Annotated in this window: 11 protein-coding genes; 2 read left to right on the forward strand and 9 right to left on the reverse strand. The window is 42.2% G+C overall.

Annotated elements, in window-relative coordinates:
- Nucleotides 1-502: 502 nt before the first annotated feature.
- Both LCH52_02830 and LCH52_02835 read right to left on the reverse strand, forming a co-directional pair.
- Nucleotides 503-2,023, reverse strand: coding sequence for a NapC/NirT family cytochrome c (locus tag LCH52_02830; GenBank protein ID MCA0387409.1), 1,521 nt, complete (start codon nucleotides 2,021-2,023; stop codon nucleotides 503-505).
- Between the two features lie 17 nt (nucleotides 2,024-2,040).
- A complete protein-coding gene (locus tag LCH52_02835) occupies nucleotides 2,041-3,465 on the reverse strand; it encodes a cytochrome c3 family protein (protein ID MCA0387410.1) in 1,425 nt (474 codons plus the stop codon).
- A 334-nt stretch (nucleotides 3,466-3,799) separates the two neighbouring features.
- On the opposite strand from LCH52_02835, the gene LCH52_02840 reads away from it, so the two are divergent.
- Together LCH52_02840 and LCH52_02845 are read left to right on the forward strand one after the other, a co-directional pair.
- Nucleotides 3,800-4,894 carry a guanosine monophosphate reductase gene (locus LCH52_02840; protein MCA0387411.1) on the forward strand — a complete coding sequence of 365 codons (1,095 nt, stop codon included), beginning with the start codon at nucleotides 3,800-3,802 and terminating at the stop codon, nucleotides 4,892-4,894.
- A 368-nt stretch (nucleotides 4,895-5,262) separates the two neighbouring features.
- Nucleotides 5,263-7,902: a cytochrome c3 family protein gene (locus tag LCH52_02845; protein MCA0387412.1), complete on the forward strand. Its 2,640-nt coding sequence runs from the start codon at nucleotides 5,263-5,265 to the stop codon at nucleotides 7,900-7,902.
- A 99-nt stretch (nucleotides 7,903-8,001) separates the two neighbouring features.
- On the opposite strand, the gene LCH52_02850 is transcribed toward LCH52_02845, so the two are convergent.
- From LCH52_02850 to LCH52_02880, 7 genes are all read right to left on the reverse strand, one after another.
- Nucleotides 8,002-8,817, reverse strand: coding sequence for a T9SS type A sorting domain-containing protein (locus tag LCH52_02850; protein ID MCA0387413.1), 816 nt, complete (start codon nucleotides 8,815-8,817; stop codon nucleotides 8,002-8,004).
- A 1-nt stretch (nucleotide 8,818) separates the two neighbouring features.
- On the reverse strand, nucleotides 8,819-9,880 hold the full coding sequence (locus LCH52_02855; protein ID MCA0387414.1) for a T9SS type A sorting domain-containing protein: 1,062 nt from the start codon (nucleotides 9,878-9,880) through the stop codon (nucleotides 8,819-8,821).
- 10 nt (nucleotides 9,881-9,890) lie between these two features.
- Nucleotides 9,891-11,429 (reverse strand): T9SS type A sorting domain-containing protein, encoded by a 1,539-nt coding sequence (locus LCH52_02860; protein ID MCA0387415.1) that lies wholly within the window; start codon nucleotides 11,427-11,429, stop codon nucleotides 9,891-9,893.
- Between the two features lie 137 nt (nucleotides 11,430-11,566).
- Complete coding sequence (locus LCH52_02865) at nucleotides 11,567-12,388, reverse strand: transcriptional regulator (GenBank protein ID MCA0387416.1); 822 nt, start codon at nucleotides 12,386-12,388, stop codon at nucleotides 11,567-11,569.
- 263 nt (nucleotides 12,389-12,651) lie between these two features.
- Nucleotides 12,652-13,161, reverse strand: coding sequence for a thermonuclease family protein (locus LCH52_02870; GenBank protein ID MCA0387417.1), 510 nt, complete (start codon nucleotides 13,159-13,161; stop codon nucleotides 12,652-12,654).
- A 95-nt stretch (nucleotides 13,162-13,256) separates the two neighbouring features.
- On the reverse strand, nucleotides 13,257-13,910 hold the full coding sequence (locus tag LCH52_02875) for an SDR family NAD(P)-dependent oxidoreductase (protein ID MCA0387418.1): 654 nt from the start codon (nucleotides 13,908-13,910) through the stop codon (nucleotides 13,257-13,259).
- 54 nt (nucleotides 13,911-13,964) lie between these two features.
- Nucleotides 13,965-15,149 carry a glycosyltransferase gene (locus tag LCH52_02880; GenBank protein ID MCA0387419.1) on the reverse strand — a complete coding sequence of 395 codons (1,185 nt, stop codon included), beginning with the start codon at nucleotides 15,147-15,149 and terminating at the stop codon, nucleotides 13,965-13,967.
- Between the last annotated feature and the right edge of the window lie 123 nt (nucleotides 15,150-15,272).

Here is a 15,272-nt window from a genome sequence, read left to right on the forward strand (position 1 = left end):
TGAAGTTTGAGGTTTGAGGTTTGAATCCTGAATTTTGTTTCTACCAACATGTAACCCCGCTCCGGGGGTAATTAAGGATGGGTGGATTCCCTTCTACCAACATGTAACCCCGCTCCGGGGGTAATTAAGGATGGGTGGATTCCCTTCTACCAACATGTAACCCCGCTCCGGGGGTAATTAAGGATGGGTGGATTACCTTCTACCAACATGTAACCCCGCTCCGGGGGAAATATCCTTCGCATCCTTATTGATCTTGATTATCGTGTTCAATGAAGATGTCGCCGCAAGGGTGTCATTGGTCGGCAGGACAATCGAGACGATTGTCGCTCCTTTTCCGAAATCAAAGCTTTTCTCTTATCCGTGAGATCTGTGATAAATCCGTGGAACCATTAACCATCCGTGGAACCTTCCTCCTCTGCGAAATTCCGTCTAATCTGCGTGTACCGTGCCCGCCGTGGTGGGTCTGCGTCCCAAAAACAGCTAATAGTTCATAGTTCATAGATCATAGCTGTTTCTTCTCCAGCGTCTTGTTCCCTACCCCGTGGCAAGCGCTGCACTTCTGGGTTTTGAAGGAAACTTCTATACCACCGGGATGGGTGAATTCAAGACCCTGCATTGATATTTGTGATCCTTTTTGCGGAGTGGTTTGAGCAAGAAGGACATGACAACTGTTGCAGTCGTTTGTCAGGACTTTCCCGTCGTCGGTGACATGATTGCCGTCGTGGCAGCGGAAGCAGCCATCGTAGTTCATGTGTCCGAGGTTGTTGGGATAATGTCTCCAGCTTACCCGCATTTCTGGGAAGTAGTTACGGGAATATATTTTTTGCACTTCTTTTATCGCGATGGCTATTTTTTGTCCGTTTTTCTTTGCGATTTCCGGATAGTTGTTTTTATAGAAGTTTGTGATTGTGGAGGCAATTTTCGATTGTGCCTCGTCCTTTGTCTGGTAGGTGGCATCAAGTGCCTGAGTGGTTACACTTTTGATGTATGGAAGTGTGGAGTCAATAACGCCGCGGGACATCGAGATGTTAATTATGCGGCTTGGCTCGTTATAGATGTGTGCCGGTCTGTTGTGGCAGTCGATACAATCCATTTTCCTTATTTCTTCACTTCCTTCTGTGGCTTTTTTGGACTTACCTCTCACCTTGTAAATCGTTTCCTTGCCCGTTTCTTTGTTCACGGCTTTTACCCAGTCAATTGTCTGACGGGTATGATCTGTAGCCGTGTAGTAAATGTCATTGGCTATGTCCATGTGCCAGTGGATACCGTTTCTGTTGCCAAGTTCGGTGTTTCCCCCACCGACTCTCATGAGGAGAGTAAGCGAAGATTTTGTGTTTTTTTCGTCTGAAAGATAGTAGTCGAGATCAACTTTCTTTTCGCTGAAGAAGTGTTTGGGCCAGTGGCACTGTTCACATGTTTCCTGAGCGGGACGCAAATTCTCGATCGGAGTCGGAATTGGTCTTGAATATTTATTGAAAGTAACCGAGTAAAGCTGATAGGAACCCGATATTTTGGCTCTTACAAACCAGCCCGCTCCCTCGCCTATGTGACACTTCACGCATCCTACTTTGGAGTGGGGCGAATTTTTGTAGGCTGTGTATTCCGGTTCCATTACCGTGTGGCAGACAGTACCGCAAAATTCATCTGAGTCGGTGTATTCATACGCCTTAAAACTTCCAAAAGCGGAAAAGAGAAGCAGGAAGATGGTGCCAACCGAGAAAAAGATTGTGGCGGTCAGTTGCTTTGGATCGTTCAAATCAATTTTTGGGAATTTCCTCGCTTTGAAATCGATTTGTTTCGACCGCTTGTGTTCCCTGTACCATCCGTAGGCGATGATGATCAGTCCGGTTATAAGAAAAACAGGTAAAATCACGAAAGCGATGATGCCCATGTAGGGTTTATGAACCTCGCTGAATGACTCAATAATCATGAGGAAAATGATCAATCCAAAACTTATCCCTGCGAGAACAGCTCCGCCGATCGAGATTGGATTGTAAACTGAGGTTGGAAATATCTTTTTCATCCTGGCTCTTTCAAATTTTATTTATCGTTCCGTGAAGTGTCTGTTTTCTTTTTTCTGCGGATAAAAATGAATCCGGCGATCAAAGCGATTCCCATCAGAATAAAAGCAACCATTAGAAATGTGCTTCCTTTATCCGAAGTTGGGGTTTCCTCTTTTTTCTCAACCGTTTTCACCGGTTTATCAGCAACTTTGTGAATCGTGCCGGAGATGAAATCGGTTTCTGCTCCAGGGTGACACTTCCCGCAGGTTGCTTGTAGATTTTTCTTGTTTACTGATGAACCGGCATCTTTTGAATTGATAATCTTGTGTGGTCCGTGACAACTTGCACAGTTCGATACAGTAACCTTGTTGTCTTTTACTTCTATGCCGTGATAATTATTTTTCGAAACTTTGGTTTTGTTGTTCGAGAGGGCATAATCAGGAGAAATCTCGACTGGCTGATGGCAACCGGCACAGACTTTTTCGGTCTTCACTTTGGCTGTTTCATGTTCATTATGACATGAGGAACAAACGGGAGCATCCTTCACTTTTTTATTAAAAGCATCAAAATGGACGCTTGAAGAATAATCCGCCTTGATATCTTTATGGCAGGCACCACATGTATTAGGTATGTTGCCGGCAAATACATTCGAAGCCTGATCCTCTTTGCCCTTTACTTTGTGGCTTCCATGACAATCGACACATGAAGCAGCTTCCCCGTTACCTCCCTTTATAAGTTTTGAGTGGGTGCTTGAATCAGCGTTCGAGATAAACTTTTTATTGAAAGCAAATCTTGAAGTTACGGCAGTTACATTATTGTGACAGGAGAGACACAAATTCTGCTGAGCGGATTTGAGTCTGACCTTATCAGTCCCGTAACTTCCTGTTGTAATCTGTTCCTTGTGGCAGGTAATGCAACCCGGCTTTTCATTGGCACCGGTTCCGTATCCATGGATACTGTAGTAAAAATCCCCGTTTTGAACAGTGTGGCACTTGGCGCAAACTGCAATTGAATTGGTTCTACCGATATTTTTGAAAGGCTTTGCATCATGAGTGCCGTGACACGACTTGCAACTTACATCTTTCCCCTCTGCCAGCGGTTTTGCATAGAACATTTGAGGATGGAAAAGGTGTCTTATTTTGGCATCTTTATGGCAGGTCATACAATCGATTGGCTGGATGTTCTCCTTGTGAGGCATTTCTTCAGGATTAAATCCCGCATGACATGAAACGCATTCAAGTTTTTTGTGGGGTGAAGCAGCCAGAATCTTCTCATCAACGAACAGTGATCTCTGTTTTCCGTTGCGCTCCATCGTCAGGGTGTTGTCTGAATGGCAGGCAAGACAGTCATCATTTGATGAAGTGGAAAACTTTCCTTTGTTGTCGGCAATCAGATTGATCTGAAAAAAGAGTATGATCAGGAAAAACGATGCAGACAAGTAAAGATGTTTGAAGTTTGTCATAGTTGATCTTTAGTTTTATTTAAGAAAACGATTCGATTGTTATCTGCTTTATGAAATATGAAACAACTTGTTCCGCAATAATTATGCCAAATTAAATCGCCTAAAATTACATTGTTTTGGCACCTGCGGATGAATGACATCTCACTTTTAAGAAAAAAGAAGACTTTAAATTCTTATTTGAAAGAATGACCGGTTTTTCCTTCACTTTCTAAGAGATTAAATAATGGGAATTTTGGGTAAAGAGGAATTTTATCTTTTGCAGAAAAGATATTTTATGTATAAATTACGCTCTGAAATCAACAATATCATTAAACGCTTTTCCGGAGCAAACAGAATGCACAAAACCTATCTAACATTTGATGACATAAGCATTATCCCGAGAGTAAAATCGACAATCAACAGCAGAAGTGAGGTGGATCTGAGTGTCTCTCCGGTCGCCGATACACTCTTGGATGCCCCAATTGTTGCCTCTCCCATGGATACTGTTTGTAACGGAAACATGGCAGCGAAGATGAATCAGTTTGGCCTGGTCGGACTTATTCATCGGTTTCAGCCGATCGAAAGTCAGAAAATCGAACTAAAAAACGCCATCGATATTGTTGTCGACTCGGAACTGAACAGTCGTGATCATGTAAATCTCGGAGTTGCCACAGGAGTTTCAGGTGATTATCAGGAACGACTGGGAGAGCTTGACTCCATCATGAGAAACTACCGGCTGAAGGAGAGAAAGGCAAAATTTTCGTTCTGGATCTGCTTTGATACCGCGAACGGTTTCTCCTCTCTCATGGAGAATGCCGTAAAATGGTACAATTCCGTTTATTCCGGCTACATCACCGTTGCCGGCAATGTCGCAAGCAAGGAAGGATACCTCTTTCTCAGTGATCTTGGAATCAATGTTGTACGAGTGGGAATTGGTGGCGGATCAGCCTGCAGCACTTCCATAGCCACAGGAATTGGCGGCGGTCTTATCTCGATTCTTGAAGAAATAAGGGGAGTGAAACAGGAACACTGCCTCGTGATGGCTGACGGTGGCATCAGGTATTCAGGTGATGTGGTGAAGTCGCTTGCTCTGGGAGCAGATCTCTGCATGCTCGGTCGACTTTTCGCAGGATTTGATGAATCACCCGGGGCAATTATTAAAGCAATTGACGGTAAAAAATACAAACTCTTTAGAGGACTTGCGTCAAAATCCGCTTCGGAAATTCTCGGTCAGCAGAAAAAAGCAGTGGAAGGTATCGAGACGCTTGTGGAATACAAAGGTAGTATCGATGAGTTTGTTCAGGAATTTTTATACGGCATCAGGTCCGGCTTGAGTTACTGTGACTGCCGAAGTATTGGCGAGTTCAGAAATTATGTGGATACCACTGAGGATGTTATCGTGGTCAATTCCCAGAATGCATTTATTGAGAGAGTGCCAAAACTGGTTTAATGCAGTAATCCAATAATGCAGTAATCCAATAATCCAATAATCCAATAATTCAGTAATATGGATTTCCGGCTGGATTTCCGGACTAATTTCTTTTTTCATTTGTGAGAAAAAAAGTGTTGAAAATCTAAATAATGAGATTTTTTTACTGTTGAATTATTAAACAGTACCTGATTATCTCGGCTGATTTTGGATAAAAGAGCACTTCGTCCCCATAATATTTATTTATACCGGCTTTTAATCGACATTTTTTAACTTCCCTTGAAAGAAGGTTCTCTCCGGTTAATTTTTTTGATCCTTTGAAAGACGATGGCACAATTTTTGCTTATTTAATGCAAATTCAATTAATGCACTTTAATTCCGTTTGAACCATGAAAAAAATATCTCTACTGCTCTTTATAATTTTCATCTCCACAGTTCACATTTATGCACAAAAATCGAATGATGACTGCCTTGCATGTCACAGTGATGAATCGCTGAGTACAACCCGAAACGGGAAGCCGGTATCCCTCTTTGTCGAGGGAGGAAGATACCAGGCATCGGTGCACGGTTCAATGGAGTGTATGGATTGCCATACAGGTTTTAACGGTGAGGAACTGCCTCACAAAGCAGGCAACAACATCTACAAAGTTGATTGCAGTGGTTGCCACGATGTAAAGGCATTCAAAAGCAGTATCCACGGTACAAAGAATGTGGAATGCTGGTCGTGTCACACGAAACACGCCATCCTTCCCGCTTCCAACATGACGAACGGAAGAGTGGAACTTTGTATGACATGCCATACTTCAGGTGGAGTAAAACAATTTACTACAGGTGGTCACTTCAAAGCCTACAAAGCCGGTAACAAAGTAAACTGCGTTACCTGCCATGGAAACAGTTCCCATGACATTAAAAAGACTGCTTTTAACAAGTTCACTGAAACACAACTTTGCAACAAGTGTCACGCTGTTCATAAAACACAGTTCTCGGTGGAATTACACGCACAGGCAAATCAGGCAGCATTTCCCCGCTGCACAAGCTGCCACGGTGAACATCTTGCTGCAGTGAACAGATTTTCGAGGAACTCACAGGAATGCATGAATTGTCATATGAATGCATCCATCTTCCATCCGAAAAACAATGAAAAACTTGTCGATTTTATCAAGACCTATCAGACGAGCGTCCATGCACGCCTCCAGTCGAATGGTGTGGAAGCTGCCTCATGTGGAGATTGCCATGGTAACCATACTGCAGAAGGACTTGAGGCTACAAAAAACAAAGTAAAAAGAGAAAATATTAATGCGATGTGCGGCAGATGCCATCAGGATGCCATGAAAGAATTCAATGCCTCTGCGCACGGACTTGCTGCTCAAAAATACAAAGATGTTGCTCCTGTTTGTACTGACTGCCATGGAGAACACCAGATCTCAAGTGTCAAAAGTCCTGAGTTTGCGAAGATTAAAATCAAAGAAATGTGCATGAACTGTCATGTGAAGAATGAAAAAGTTCTGAAACTGACAAAGACAACCAAAAACGATATTCAGCATTATGAAAATTCTGCACACTGGAAAGCACTGAAAGCAGGAAACGAAAAAGCTGCGGTTTGTTCCGATTGTCATACAGGACATGCCATGCTTCCTGCAAAAGATCCAAATTCTTCGATTAACAAGCATAATATTGCAGCAACTTGTGGCAAATCCGGTTGCCATGTAAAACAAAAAATTGATTACAATGCGAGTGTCCATTTCAAATCACTCAAATCAGGCAAAGACGATTCACCTGGTTGTGCTGACTGCCATGGTAATCATCAGATAGAGAATACTGATAGATTCCAGAATGAGGGATTAAAAAGTCAGTTTATCGCAAAACTCTGTTCTGATTGCCACGCAAGCGTACAATTGGCGGAAAAATACAGCTTTTCACAGATTAATGCAGACAGCTATTACAAAAGTTATCATGGTCTCGCTGTAAGAGGTGGATCTAAAACCGCAGCCAACTGTGCAAGCTGCCACCACTATCATGATATCAGACCAAGTTCCGATCCCCTTTCATCGATTAACCGGGCTAACCTCTCGAAAACCTGTGGCAAGTGTCATCCAAATGCAAAGATTGACGATGAATTTGCCAAGGTGCATGTAACAAATACGGAAGAGGAATCAATCCTTCTTTGGATAGTAAAAACGAGTTATATCCTGATTATATTCGGTACCATTGGAATAATGTTTATCCACAATGTACTTGATCTCTTCCGCAAACTGCAGGAAAAGAAGAAGCACAAACACCAGATTAAGAAGCTGAAAGAAGAAGGCAAATATTATGTAAGGATGACCAAAAACGAAAGAATCCAGCATTTCTTCCTTCTGACATCTTTCATTGGTCTGGTAATTTCAGGTTTTGGGCTCGTTTATCCCGATGCTTTCTGGGTAAGAGGAATCAGATATGTCCTCGGTGAGTATGCATTTGAAATCAGAGGTCTGTCACACAGAATCCTCGGCATAATTATGATAATTGTCTCTTTCTATCATGTCTGGTATCTTTTCTTCCATGAAAACGGAAAGAAACTGTTAAAAGATTTCCTCCCGGCATGGCACGACTGGGATGATGTGAAGGTAAACTTTAAATATCTCACCTTCAGAAGTGAGGAAAAACCCGCTTTCAGAAGATTCAGCTACATGGAAAAAGCTGAATACTGGGCACTTGTGTGGGGTACGGTGGTAATGTCGCTCACCGGTCTCCTCCTGATGTTCAACGACTTCTTTTTGGCAAAAGCACCAAAAATATGGTTCGACATCTCGACACTGATTCATTATTACGAGGCATGGCTCGCCACTTTAGCAATTATTGTTTGGCACTTCTACTATGTAATCTTCAGCCCTGAAGTCTATCCTCTGAACACAGCGTTCATTACAGGCAAGATGAGTGAAGAGCTTATGGAAGCTGAGCACCCTCTTGAACTCGCAAGACTGAAAGCCCTTGAAGAGGAAGAGAAGAAAGAATCAAAAGAGGAATCTGGCGAGAACGAGGAGAACTAACTCACCCCTGAGGAGAGCTAAAAAAACAAGTTTGTATTGTTGATAAAGAATGATTGAGTTAGATGTTAAAGGCTGTCAGAAATGGCAGCCTTTTTTTATCTATTTTAGAAGCAACATTTTCCCGAATAACGCTTTTCCGGCTGCCAGGATTTTATAAAAATAAACTCCACTCGGGAGATTTGCTCCTTCGAAATCGATGCTCTGTTTGCCGGAGTCACGCTTAAGATCTTTTATTTCTCCAACAATTTCACCAGAAGAATTGTAAACAATCAGTGAAACCTCTGCTGCAAAGGGCAACTGAAATGAGATTTTGGTGGATGGATTAAATGGATTTGGATAGTTCCCGTCAAGTTTGAATGAAGAAACTTCCCCACTTTCATCGATACTCGTTACATTTCTGCTTATATCAACCACAAATTTGGGACCAAACGCCCACAGATCATACTCGTTCGGAATAAAATCGTGGTTAGTGCTCAACCCGACAGAATAAATCGTATCCTGAGTTTTATTAACGGGCGCAGTGTAGTAAAAATCCCACCAGATGGATTGAGCACCGGGAGGAAACGCTTTTGGATACATTTGAGTAAGTTCATTGTCGAGCAGGCGGGATGAAGAATCTGCAGCACCGAGTGTACCAAAACGGGAAGCGACATTGTATCCACCCCCCAGAGCCGGTCCACCGGCGACATACACCCTGTATAGAGCAGTTTCACCGGGTCGAAGTGAGTGTGGACCCTCGACCCGGGTAAAAACTGTTGAATCCTGTGGTATTGTGTGACATACACAGCCAAGCCCGTTAAGCTCTGTGCATGAGATTACATCAGTGTCCGCTGTTCCATGTTTCGGTGGATCCGTTATCGTAAATCCGATGAACAGAACCGATACAAGAATTACAGAAATCTGAAAATACTTCATATTACTTCGACAAAACCATTTTTCTTGTAAGAGAAGCACCTTCTGTTTGCAATTTGTAGAAGTATAATCCACTTGGCAGATTATCAGCCTTGAAACTGACTGAATGCGCACCTGCCGGCACCACTCCATTTACCAAAGTCGCTACTTTCTCACCAAGAGAATTATAGACACTTAATAATACATTTCCAGACGAAGGCATTCTGAAACTGATCACAGTTGAAGGATTGAAGGGATTGGGATAATTCTGGCTAAGCGAATATCCGTTAATAACCTCAATTTCCACCTCAATTACATTTGAATATTCGAACTCGCCTGAAAAGTCAACCTGCTTCAACCGGTACTGAATTCTTCCCTGCACAAGACTAAAATCGGTAAAAGAGTAGCTGTTTGGCTTGGTGGTTGTACCATTCCCCTTCACTTCACCAATTACCTCCCATTTGCCGGTCGAGTTTTTCTGAATTTCGAAACCGCGGTTGTTCAATTCAGTAGCAGTTGTCCATGACAGCTCAACACCATTGTTTGTCTGTGATGCAGAAAATGATGTCAGTTCAACAGGTACAACCTGTGAAATCTGAACCGGGAAATTCGGAGAGAAATTCCAGTTATCCAGATCAGTCGGAGTGCCATCACCGTTCACACTGTTGCCTGCGGCATAAATGGTATCAGTGCCTGGAGAGGCAGGAGCAGTATATTTGAATGTCCAGTAAACGGAATCAGGACCACCAAAAACTCTTGGAGTGTTGTGGGTTAATTCCTGACCAATTTTCTGTACACCAGGGTCGGTGCTGGCAAGAACTCCAAACCTTGCAGCGACATTAAAACCGCCTTTTACTGCCGGACCTCCTTTAAGTGATACCGTGTAATCGTTAGTGCTGCCGGGAGTCACCTGATTTGGTCCCCAGATTCTGACTGTTACCGATGGTGTAGGGGTGGGATTATGGCAGACACACCCGTCACCATTTAGTTTGGTAATACCTGTGATGCCTGTACTGTATTGAATCCCGCCATAGACGATTGCACAAACGAGGAAGAAAACCGACAAATAATAGATAGATTTTTTCATTTCTGTCTCTCTATTTGATTAAAGTGAGTTTTTTGGTTAAAGACCTGTCACCTGCCTTCAGAGTATAAAGATACACACCGGAATTTAGATGTGACGCGTCAAACTCGACGGAATGGTTTCCTGCAGGAAGTGTCTTGCTGTTTATTATTTTGGTTACTTCTCTTCCTGTGATATCGAATATCGAGAGAGTAACTTCTGTCTGTTCAGTTATGGAGAATGCAATATTGGTTGTCGGATTAAAAGGATTTGGATAATTTTGCGAAAGCATAAAGACTGAAGGTATCTCGGTTGTTACTTCGATGGTGTTTGAATATTCAAATTTCCCGTCGTAATCCACCTGTTTCAGTCTGTAAAGATAAGACCCTGTCACACCGGGTTTATCACTGAAAACATATCTGCGCGGGGTAGTAGTGGTTCCGTGTCCTTCCATCTCACCAACCCGGGTCCAAGTATTCCTGTCAGTAGCAAGTGCTCTTTCAATCTCAAATCTTGCATTATTAAGCTCTGTTGCTGTGGTCCAACCCAGGAACACTTCGTTGTCGATAACCGAAGCATAGAATGACGACAGTTCGACAGGTACATAAGGAACCGTTGCTTTATAAATTCCGGGTGATTGTGCTGCGAAAATCGTAAGGGTGTCTATAATATTTACGCTGTAGTTACTCGCAGTCAGAGAGGTGGTGATCCAGGTCAGACCGCCGTCCTTGCTCACATAGATATTACTTCCCGAGTATCTTCCGGTCATAATAAAATCTGAATTTTCAGGAGCTATGTCCACACCCCACATGCTCAAACCGTTGAAAAAAGGAATTGAAGTCCAGGTCAGTCCAAAATCAGTTGATTTCAGAAAACCACCGCCTCCACCCCATTTTGTAGCCCATGCGGTTCCCTTTTTTCTCAGATCCACAGCAATGGTTGGAATCTCACCGGAAGTGACATAAACCTGTGTCCATGTAACACCATAATTGGTTGAGCGAAAAATCCCTGTGGTATTGTCACCAACAAGGATAATGTGCGAACTGTCAGGGAACACCTCTATATCACAGGGAGTGGTAAACCCGGAAGCAGTACTGACTTGAGTCCATGTCGAACCGAAATCATACGATTTGTAAAAAACATTGTTGCTCATCGTGTATATGGTGTCCGGATGAGATGGATCAGGAGTCATCGGAATCCCAAAATAGGAGAAACTTGCGTTATCAAGTGTCACTGTCCATGTCTGACCTGCATTTGTGGTCTTTACTATCTTGTCAGTGCTGGCTTCAATTGCGGCTATCATTACCTGACTGTTTTTTGCAGTCGTAATAATATTCTTCACTCTGGTGGAACCTGAAATAGATGTTCCCCAGGGAGCAAAGGTTTCACCTCTGTCAGTGCTTCTGTAAATTTGAGCGACTGTCCCGTAGTAAATAATATTGGAATTGTTTGGATCACTTGTGATTGGATCCCCGAGACTCGACCCGCTTTGTTTCAGGGTCCATGAATAAGTTTGTGCAAAAGCTGCTGTTGAAAATGCAGCCAGGAGGAAAAAAGAAATGAGAGTTCTCACTATTCTTACTCGATATTTATTATGTGATTTGGTAATTATTCGGTAGGAGAATTATTATTTATACGGAGCAAAATAATCAAAATATTTTTATCTACAAAACAATCAAGTACAAAATATTGACTTTTTTTTAATAAATCTTAAAATGAGTTGGTTCTGAAGAAGGAATCGACCATTTCCCTTATTTTTAGTTTTAGCTTTTCCGGTTTAATTATCTCGATCTGATCCTGCCACCGTAAACACCAGCTTGCAAGTTTTTTGTTTACTGGTCCTCTGGTCTTTAAAGTGATAAAACCGTCGTTCTCTTCCTTTAATTCGAAGGATTGAAACCAGATTTTGGAATAGATACTGTTCCTGCAGGCTGAACTAAAACGCAATTCGATATCATGGAGGGTCTCAGAGGCTTTTTCCGCTCCCAGAGAGAAAGTAGCAGGCAGCAGCTTGATTTCCTTGATTCTGCTCAAATAGAAGAGTTTTTCGATCTCCTCCCCTTCTTTCACAGCGATAAGTGCCCAGTTAAAATCGGTCAATCTTAACTCAACCGGCTTAACGGTGTAGCTGTTTTCCATGTTGTCGGTAATCCTTTCATACCGAAAGCATAAAAGCCTCCTCTCATCCACAGCTTTCGCAGCAAGTGTGAGAACCTGAAAGAAATTTTCCTGAAGAACTCCTGTTACAGCTTCAAGTTTATCATAAAGCAGCTTTCTGTTAAGCTTAAAAGCGAGATACTCGGCAAGATAGCCGGTTAGAATATCCTTTTTGGGGTTGTCGGCAACGAATAGAATTTTTTTTCTGCTGTAGATGGGCAAACCAACTGACCGGAAATATTTCAGGTCGCGATTTATCGTTGTATCGCTGACTTCATACTCCAGACTCAGGTCGAGTAATGTGAGAGGTTCCCTGTTCATGAGACGGGCAAGAATTTCTGTTCTTCTGATATTGTCGTTAATGTACTCTTTCATTATTCTCTCGTCCGAATGTTAAAGATTTACCAAATCTGAGGTACTAAAAAAATTGTCATTCAATGAGACAAAATTTAGTAGAATACCTGATTAAGTTAGCATAGTAACAAATTAAAATTAGCAATAATCAGGTAAGGGTACCCGGGGGTTAACGGGATCGGGTCATCGGGGAGATGAGGGGAACAATTTAAGGGCTGTCATTCAACAGGCAGCCCTTTAATCTTATAAAGCAGCAATCAACTATGAGTAGAAGGAAATGATATCTACTTCCAGAGTCCTTTGCTGTTTTCTCTGGCAAACCGGAATGCCTCACGAAATTTTTCCTCATACTTTACATTAGGAGCAATTGTCAGAGGGTATGCATAACCTTCCTTGATTATCACCTCATTCATCATCCGGCCATCTTCCAAATACACATAACAGAGAAATCGACCATATTTGTCCCGCTCCTGCACATCGAATTCCAGTCTGACCTTGTCACCTTTCTTTATGAGAGAAGCCATAAATTCTTTGGCTTTCTTTCCCATCGAAACAATGGTCTCCTGATCGATGTTCTCATTATTGCTCTGCTTTTCTGATTGTTTGTTTTTCTTGGACTCAGGTGTGTCGATTCCAATCAGGCGAATCTTTTCCTTCCGCTCATTAAAAACGACAGAAAATGTATCTCCATCTGTAATCTTGTCGACAATCGCTTCATCTTTACCGGCAGAACCGGAACAACCAGTTAACAACAAAAAAACAGCAAAAACCGGTAAATATTTACTCACTCTCATATCCAACCCCGTTTATTTAATGGAAAAAACAATCCAACTCAATCCCCATTCAGCTCATAGATCATAGTTCATAGATCATAGCTCCTAAATGATAGCTAAAGAATGGTTTCCGCCCCGTTTTTACCCGAGACATATAGATCGTAAAATTTGGAAGCGATATTTGCCGGATTATGAACCGGGTTTGAAGCATCGACGATTCCACACACGGTGACTGTACCGACAATTATTCCCGACCCTTCGACAGCTTTTGACAAAGATAATGCAAGATTTCGAATGCCGGCTTTACCGATTCCCAAAGAGGCGTAATTCGGATCGGGATACAGGGCAAATCCGCCACCTGTAAGCAGGATACAACCGGATCCCCTCTTTTTCATCCCGGGGATCACTTCTTTTGCTGAAATAACAGCTCCGATTACATTCATTTTAAAATCATGAATCATTCCTTCTGTCGTATCTTCCAGGAGATTCACTCCTTTTATATTGGCAACATTATACAGAAGAACATCGGGTGTTCCCAATTCCTCCTCAATTCTTTTGAGTGCATCTCTCAATGAGAACTCGTCTGCCGCATTTCCAATGTAGAATTCAGACTTTATTCCATCAGCTTCGAGCATGTCTTTGTATTCACGAAGTTTCTTGCCGTTTCTTCCGACCATCGCAACAATAAAATTCTCTTTCCCAAATTTCCTTGCGACTCCAAAGGCGATACCGCCTCCCATCCCAACAATAACAATTACTTTCTCCGTCATAAATGTATCCTTCTAATTAGAAAATTTCTAACGATTAAATATTAAAACTCATAACTAACTCCTTCTTGTTGGCTCCCATGTCGATGTTTTTTGCATGGTAAAGTATGTAAAAGTGCCGAAAAGAAAAGCAGTAATTGTGCCGTAAAAATAGTAAAACAAAAGAAACGGGGACGATTTAATTCCCCGTCTGCCAAGAATCAACCCAACTAACGCCATAACCCAGCTCGCAAGAATGGCAACCAGGATGAACGAGTAAAAATTCCAAAAAACAGTGTTCAAGACTACCCCTGCGAACATGATTATCAGCAAAAACGGGGTCATCCATCTGAGTATTTTATGAGACCAAAGGAAAAAAGCTGCAACACTCCGGAAAGGGAACCAAAATTCCGACAGAAATCGCAAGCTGCCTAGATTGCTTATCTGGATCCGTTTTTTCCGTTTAAACTCATCCTCATTCGATGGAGAAGGTTCTTCCAGTGCAAACGCTCCCCTGTCGTAATTGAACTTGAACCCTTTCCCCAGCACTTTCATACAGGTAACAAAATCATCATTTAAGGGCACACCTTCGGGATACTCGAAGTAGAGATCTTTCCTCATAGCATAAATTCCCCCGTTAGCCCCGATAAGTTTCCCCAAACTCCCTTCCTGAGCCTTCAACCACGATTCAAAACTCCAGTAACTCCCCTCCTGATTTCCTGAAAAACTCTCCTGCAGGTGAATCTCTCCTGAAACACCCCCGACACGCTTGTCATAAAAATTCTCCGCAAGTCTTTGCAAGGCATTCTCATCGAACATCATGTTTGAATCACAAAACACAAGTATTTCACCCTTGGCTTCTTTTGAAATCCAGTTTAGTATTCCGGTCTTCCCCCGCCGTTTATCAGAATGAAAATACTTTACATTGGGATGTTCGGCTGAAATCGCAGTAACAATATCTCCTGTTTTATCCTTCGAATTGTCGCTACCCACTATAATTTCAAAAGTCCCTGCCGTTATCTTTGAATTAAGGAGACATGCAAGAGTTCTTCCGATCACTTTTTCTTCATTATAGGCTGCTATAAGTACCGAAATCAGAGGCGAGTCTTTATCCGGTTGCAAACGGCGCACTTCATCGATACCTGATGATGAATCTGACTTCCGATTCCTCCCGGAAGTTGCAAATGCCCACACCAAAACAGGGTACAAAACATAACTGTGAAAGAGCAGGAAGAAGGGTAAAAAAAACAATATTTCGGGCATTAAGTCTCTATAAAAAAAATTAACCTGATACCAAATTTACTCAACTTTTTGCATTCCGTTCTTATTCTCAACATATTTCATCCGCCTGATTTATATTTGTATTGAAAATCTTAATTATTTTGC

The organism is Bacteroidota bacterium (assembly GCA_020161395.1).
Classification (GTDB): Bacteria; Bacteroidota; Ignavibacteria; order Ignavibacteriales; family Ignavibacteriaceae; genus UTCHB3.

Bases quoted from the DNA above. Each gene is read 5' to 3' on its own strand.
- LCH52_02830 (MCA0387409.1), bottom strand. From the start codon at position 2,023: ATGAAAAAGATATTTCCAACCTCAGTTTACAATCCAATCTCGATCGGC.
- LCH52_02835 (MCA0387410.1), bottom strand. From the start codon at position 3,465: ATGACAAACTTCAAACATCTTTACTTGTCTGCATCGTTTTTCCTGATC.
- LCH52_02840 (MCA0387411.1), top strand. From the start codon at position 3,800: ATGCACAAAACCTATCTAACATTTGATGACATAAGCATTATCCCGAGA.
- LCH52_02845 (MCA0387412.1), top strand. From the start codon at position 5,263: ATGAAAAAAATATCTCTACTGCTCTTTATAATTTTCATCTCCACAGTT.
- LCH52_02850 (MCA0387413.1), bottom strand. From the start codon at position 8,817: ATGAAGTATTTTCAGATTTCTGTAATTCTTGTATCGGTTCTGTTCATC.
- LCH52_02855 (MCA0387414.1), bottom strand. From the start codon at position 9,880: ATGAAAAAATCTATCTATTATTTGTCGGTTTTCTTCCTCGTTTGTGCA.
- LCH52_02865 (MCA0387416.1), bottom strand. From the start codon at position 12,388: ATGAAAGAGTACATTAACGACAATATCAGAAGAACAGAAATTCTTGCC.
- LCH52_02870 (MCA0387417.1), bottom strand. From the start codon at position 13,161: ATGAGAGTGAGTAAATATTTACCGGTTTTTGCTGTTTTTTTGTTGTTA.
- LCH52_02875 (MCA0387418.1), bottom strand. From the start codon at position 13,910: ATGACGGAGAAAGTAATTGTTATTGTTGGGATGGGAGGCGGTATCGCC.
- LCH52_02880 (MCA0387419.1), bottom strand. From the start codon at position 15,149: ATGCCCGAAATATTGTTTTTTTTACCCTTCTTCCTGCTCTTTCACAGT.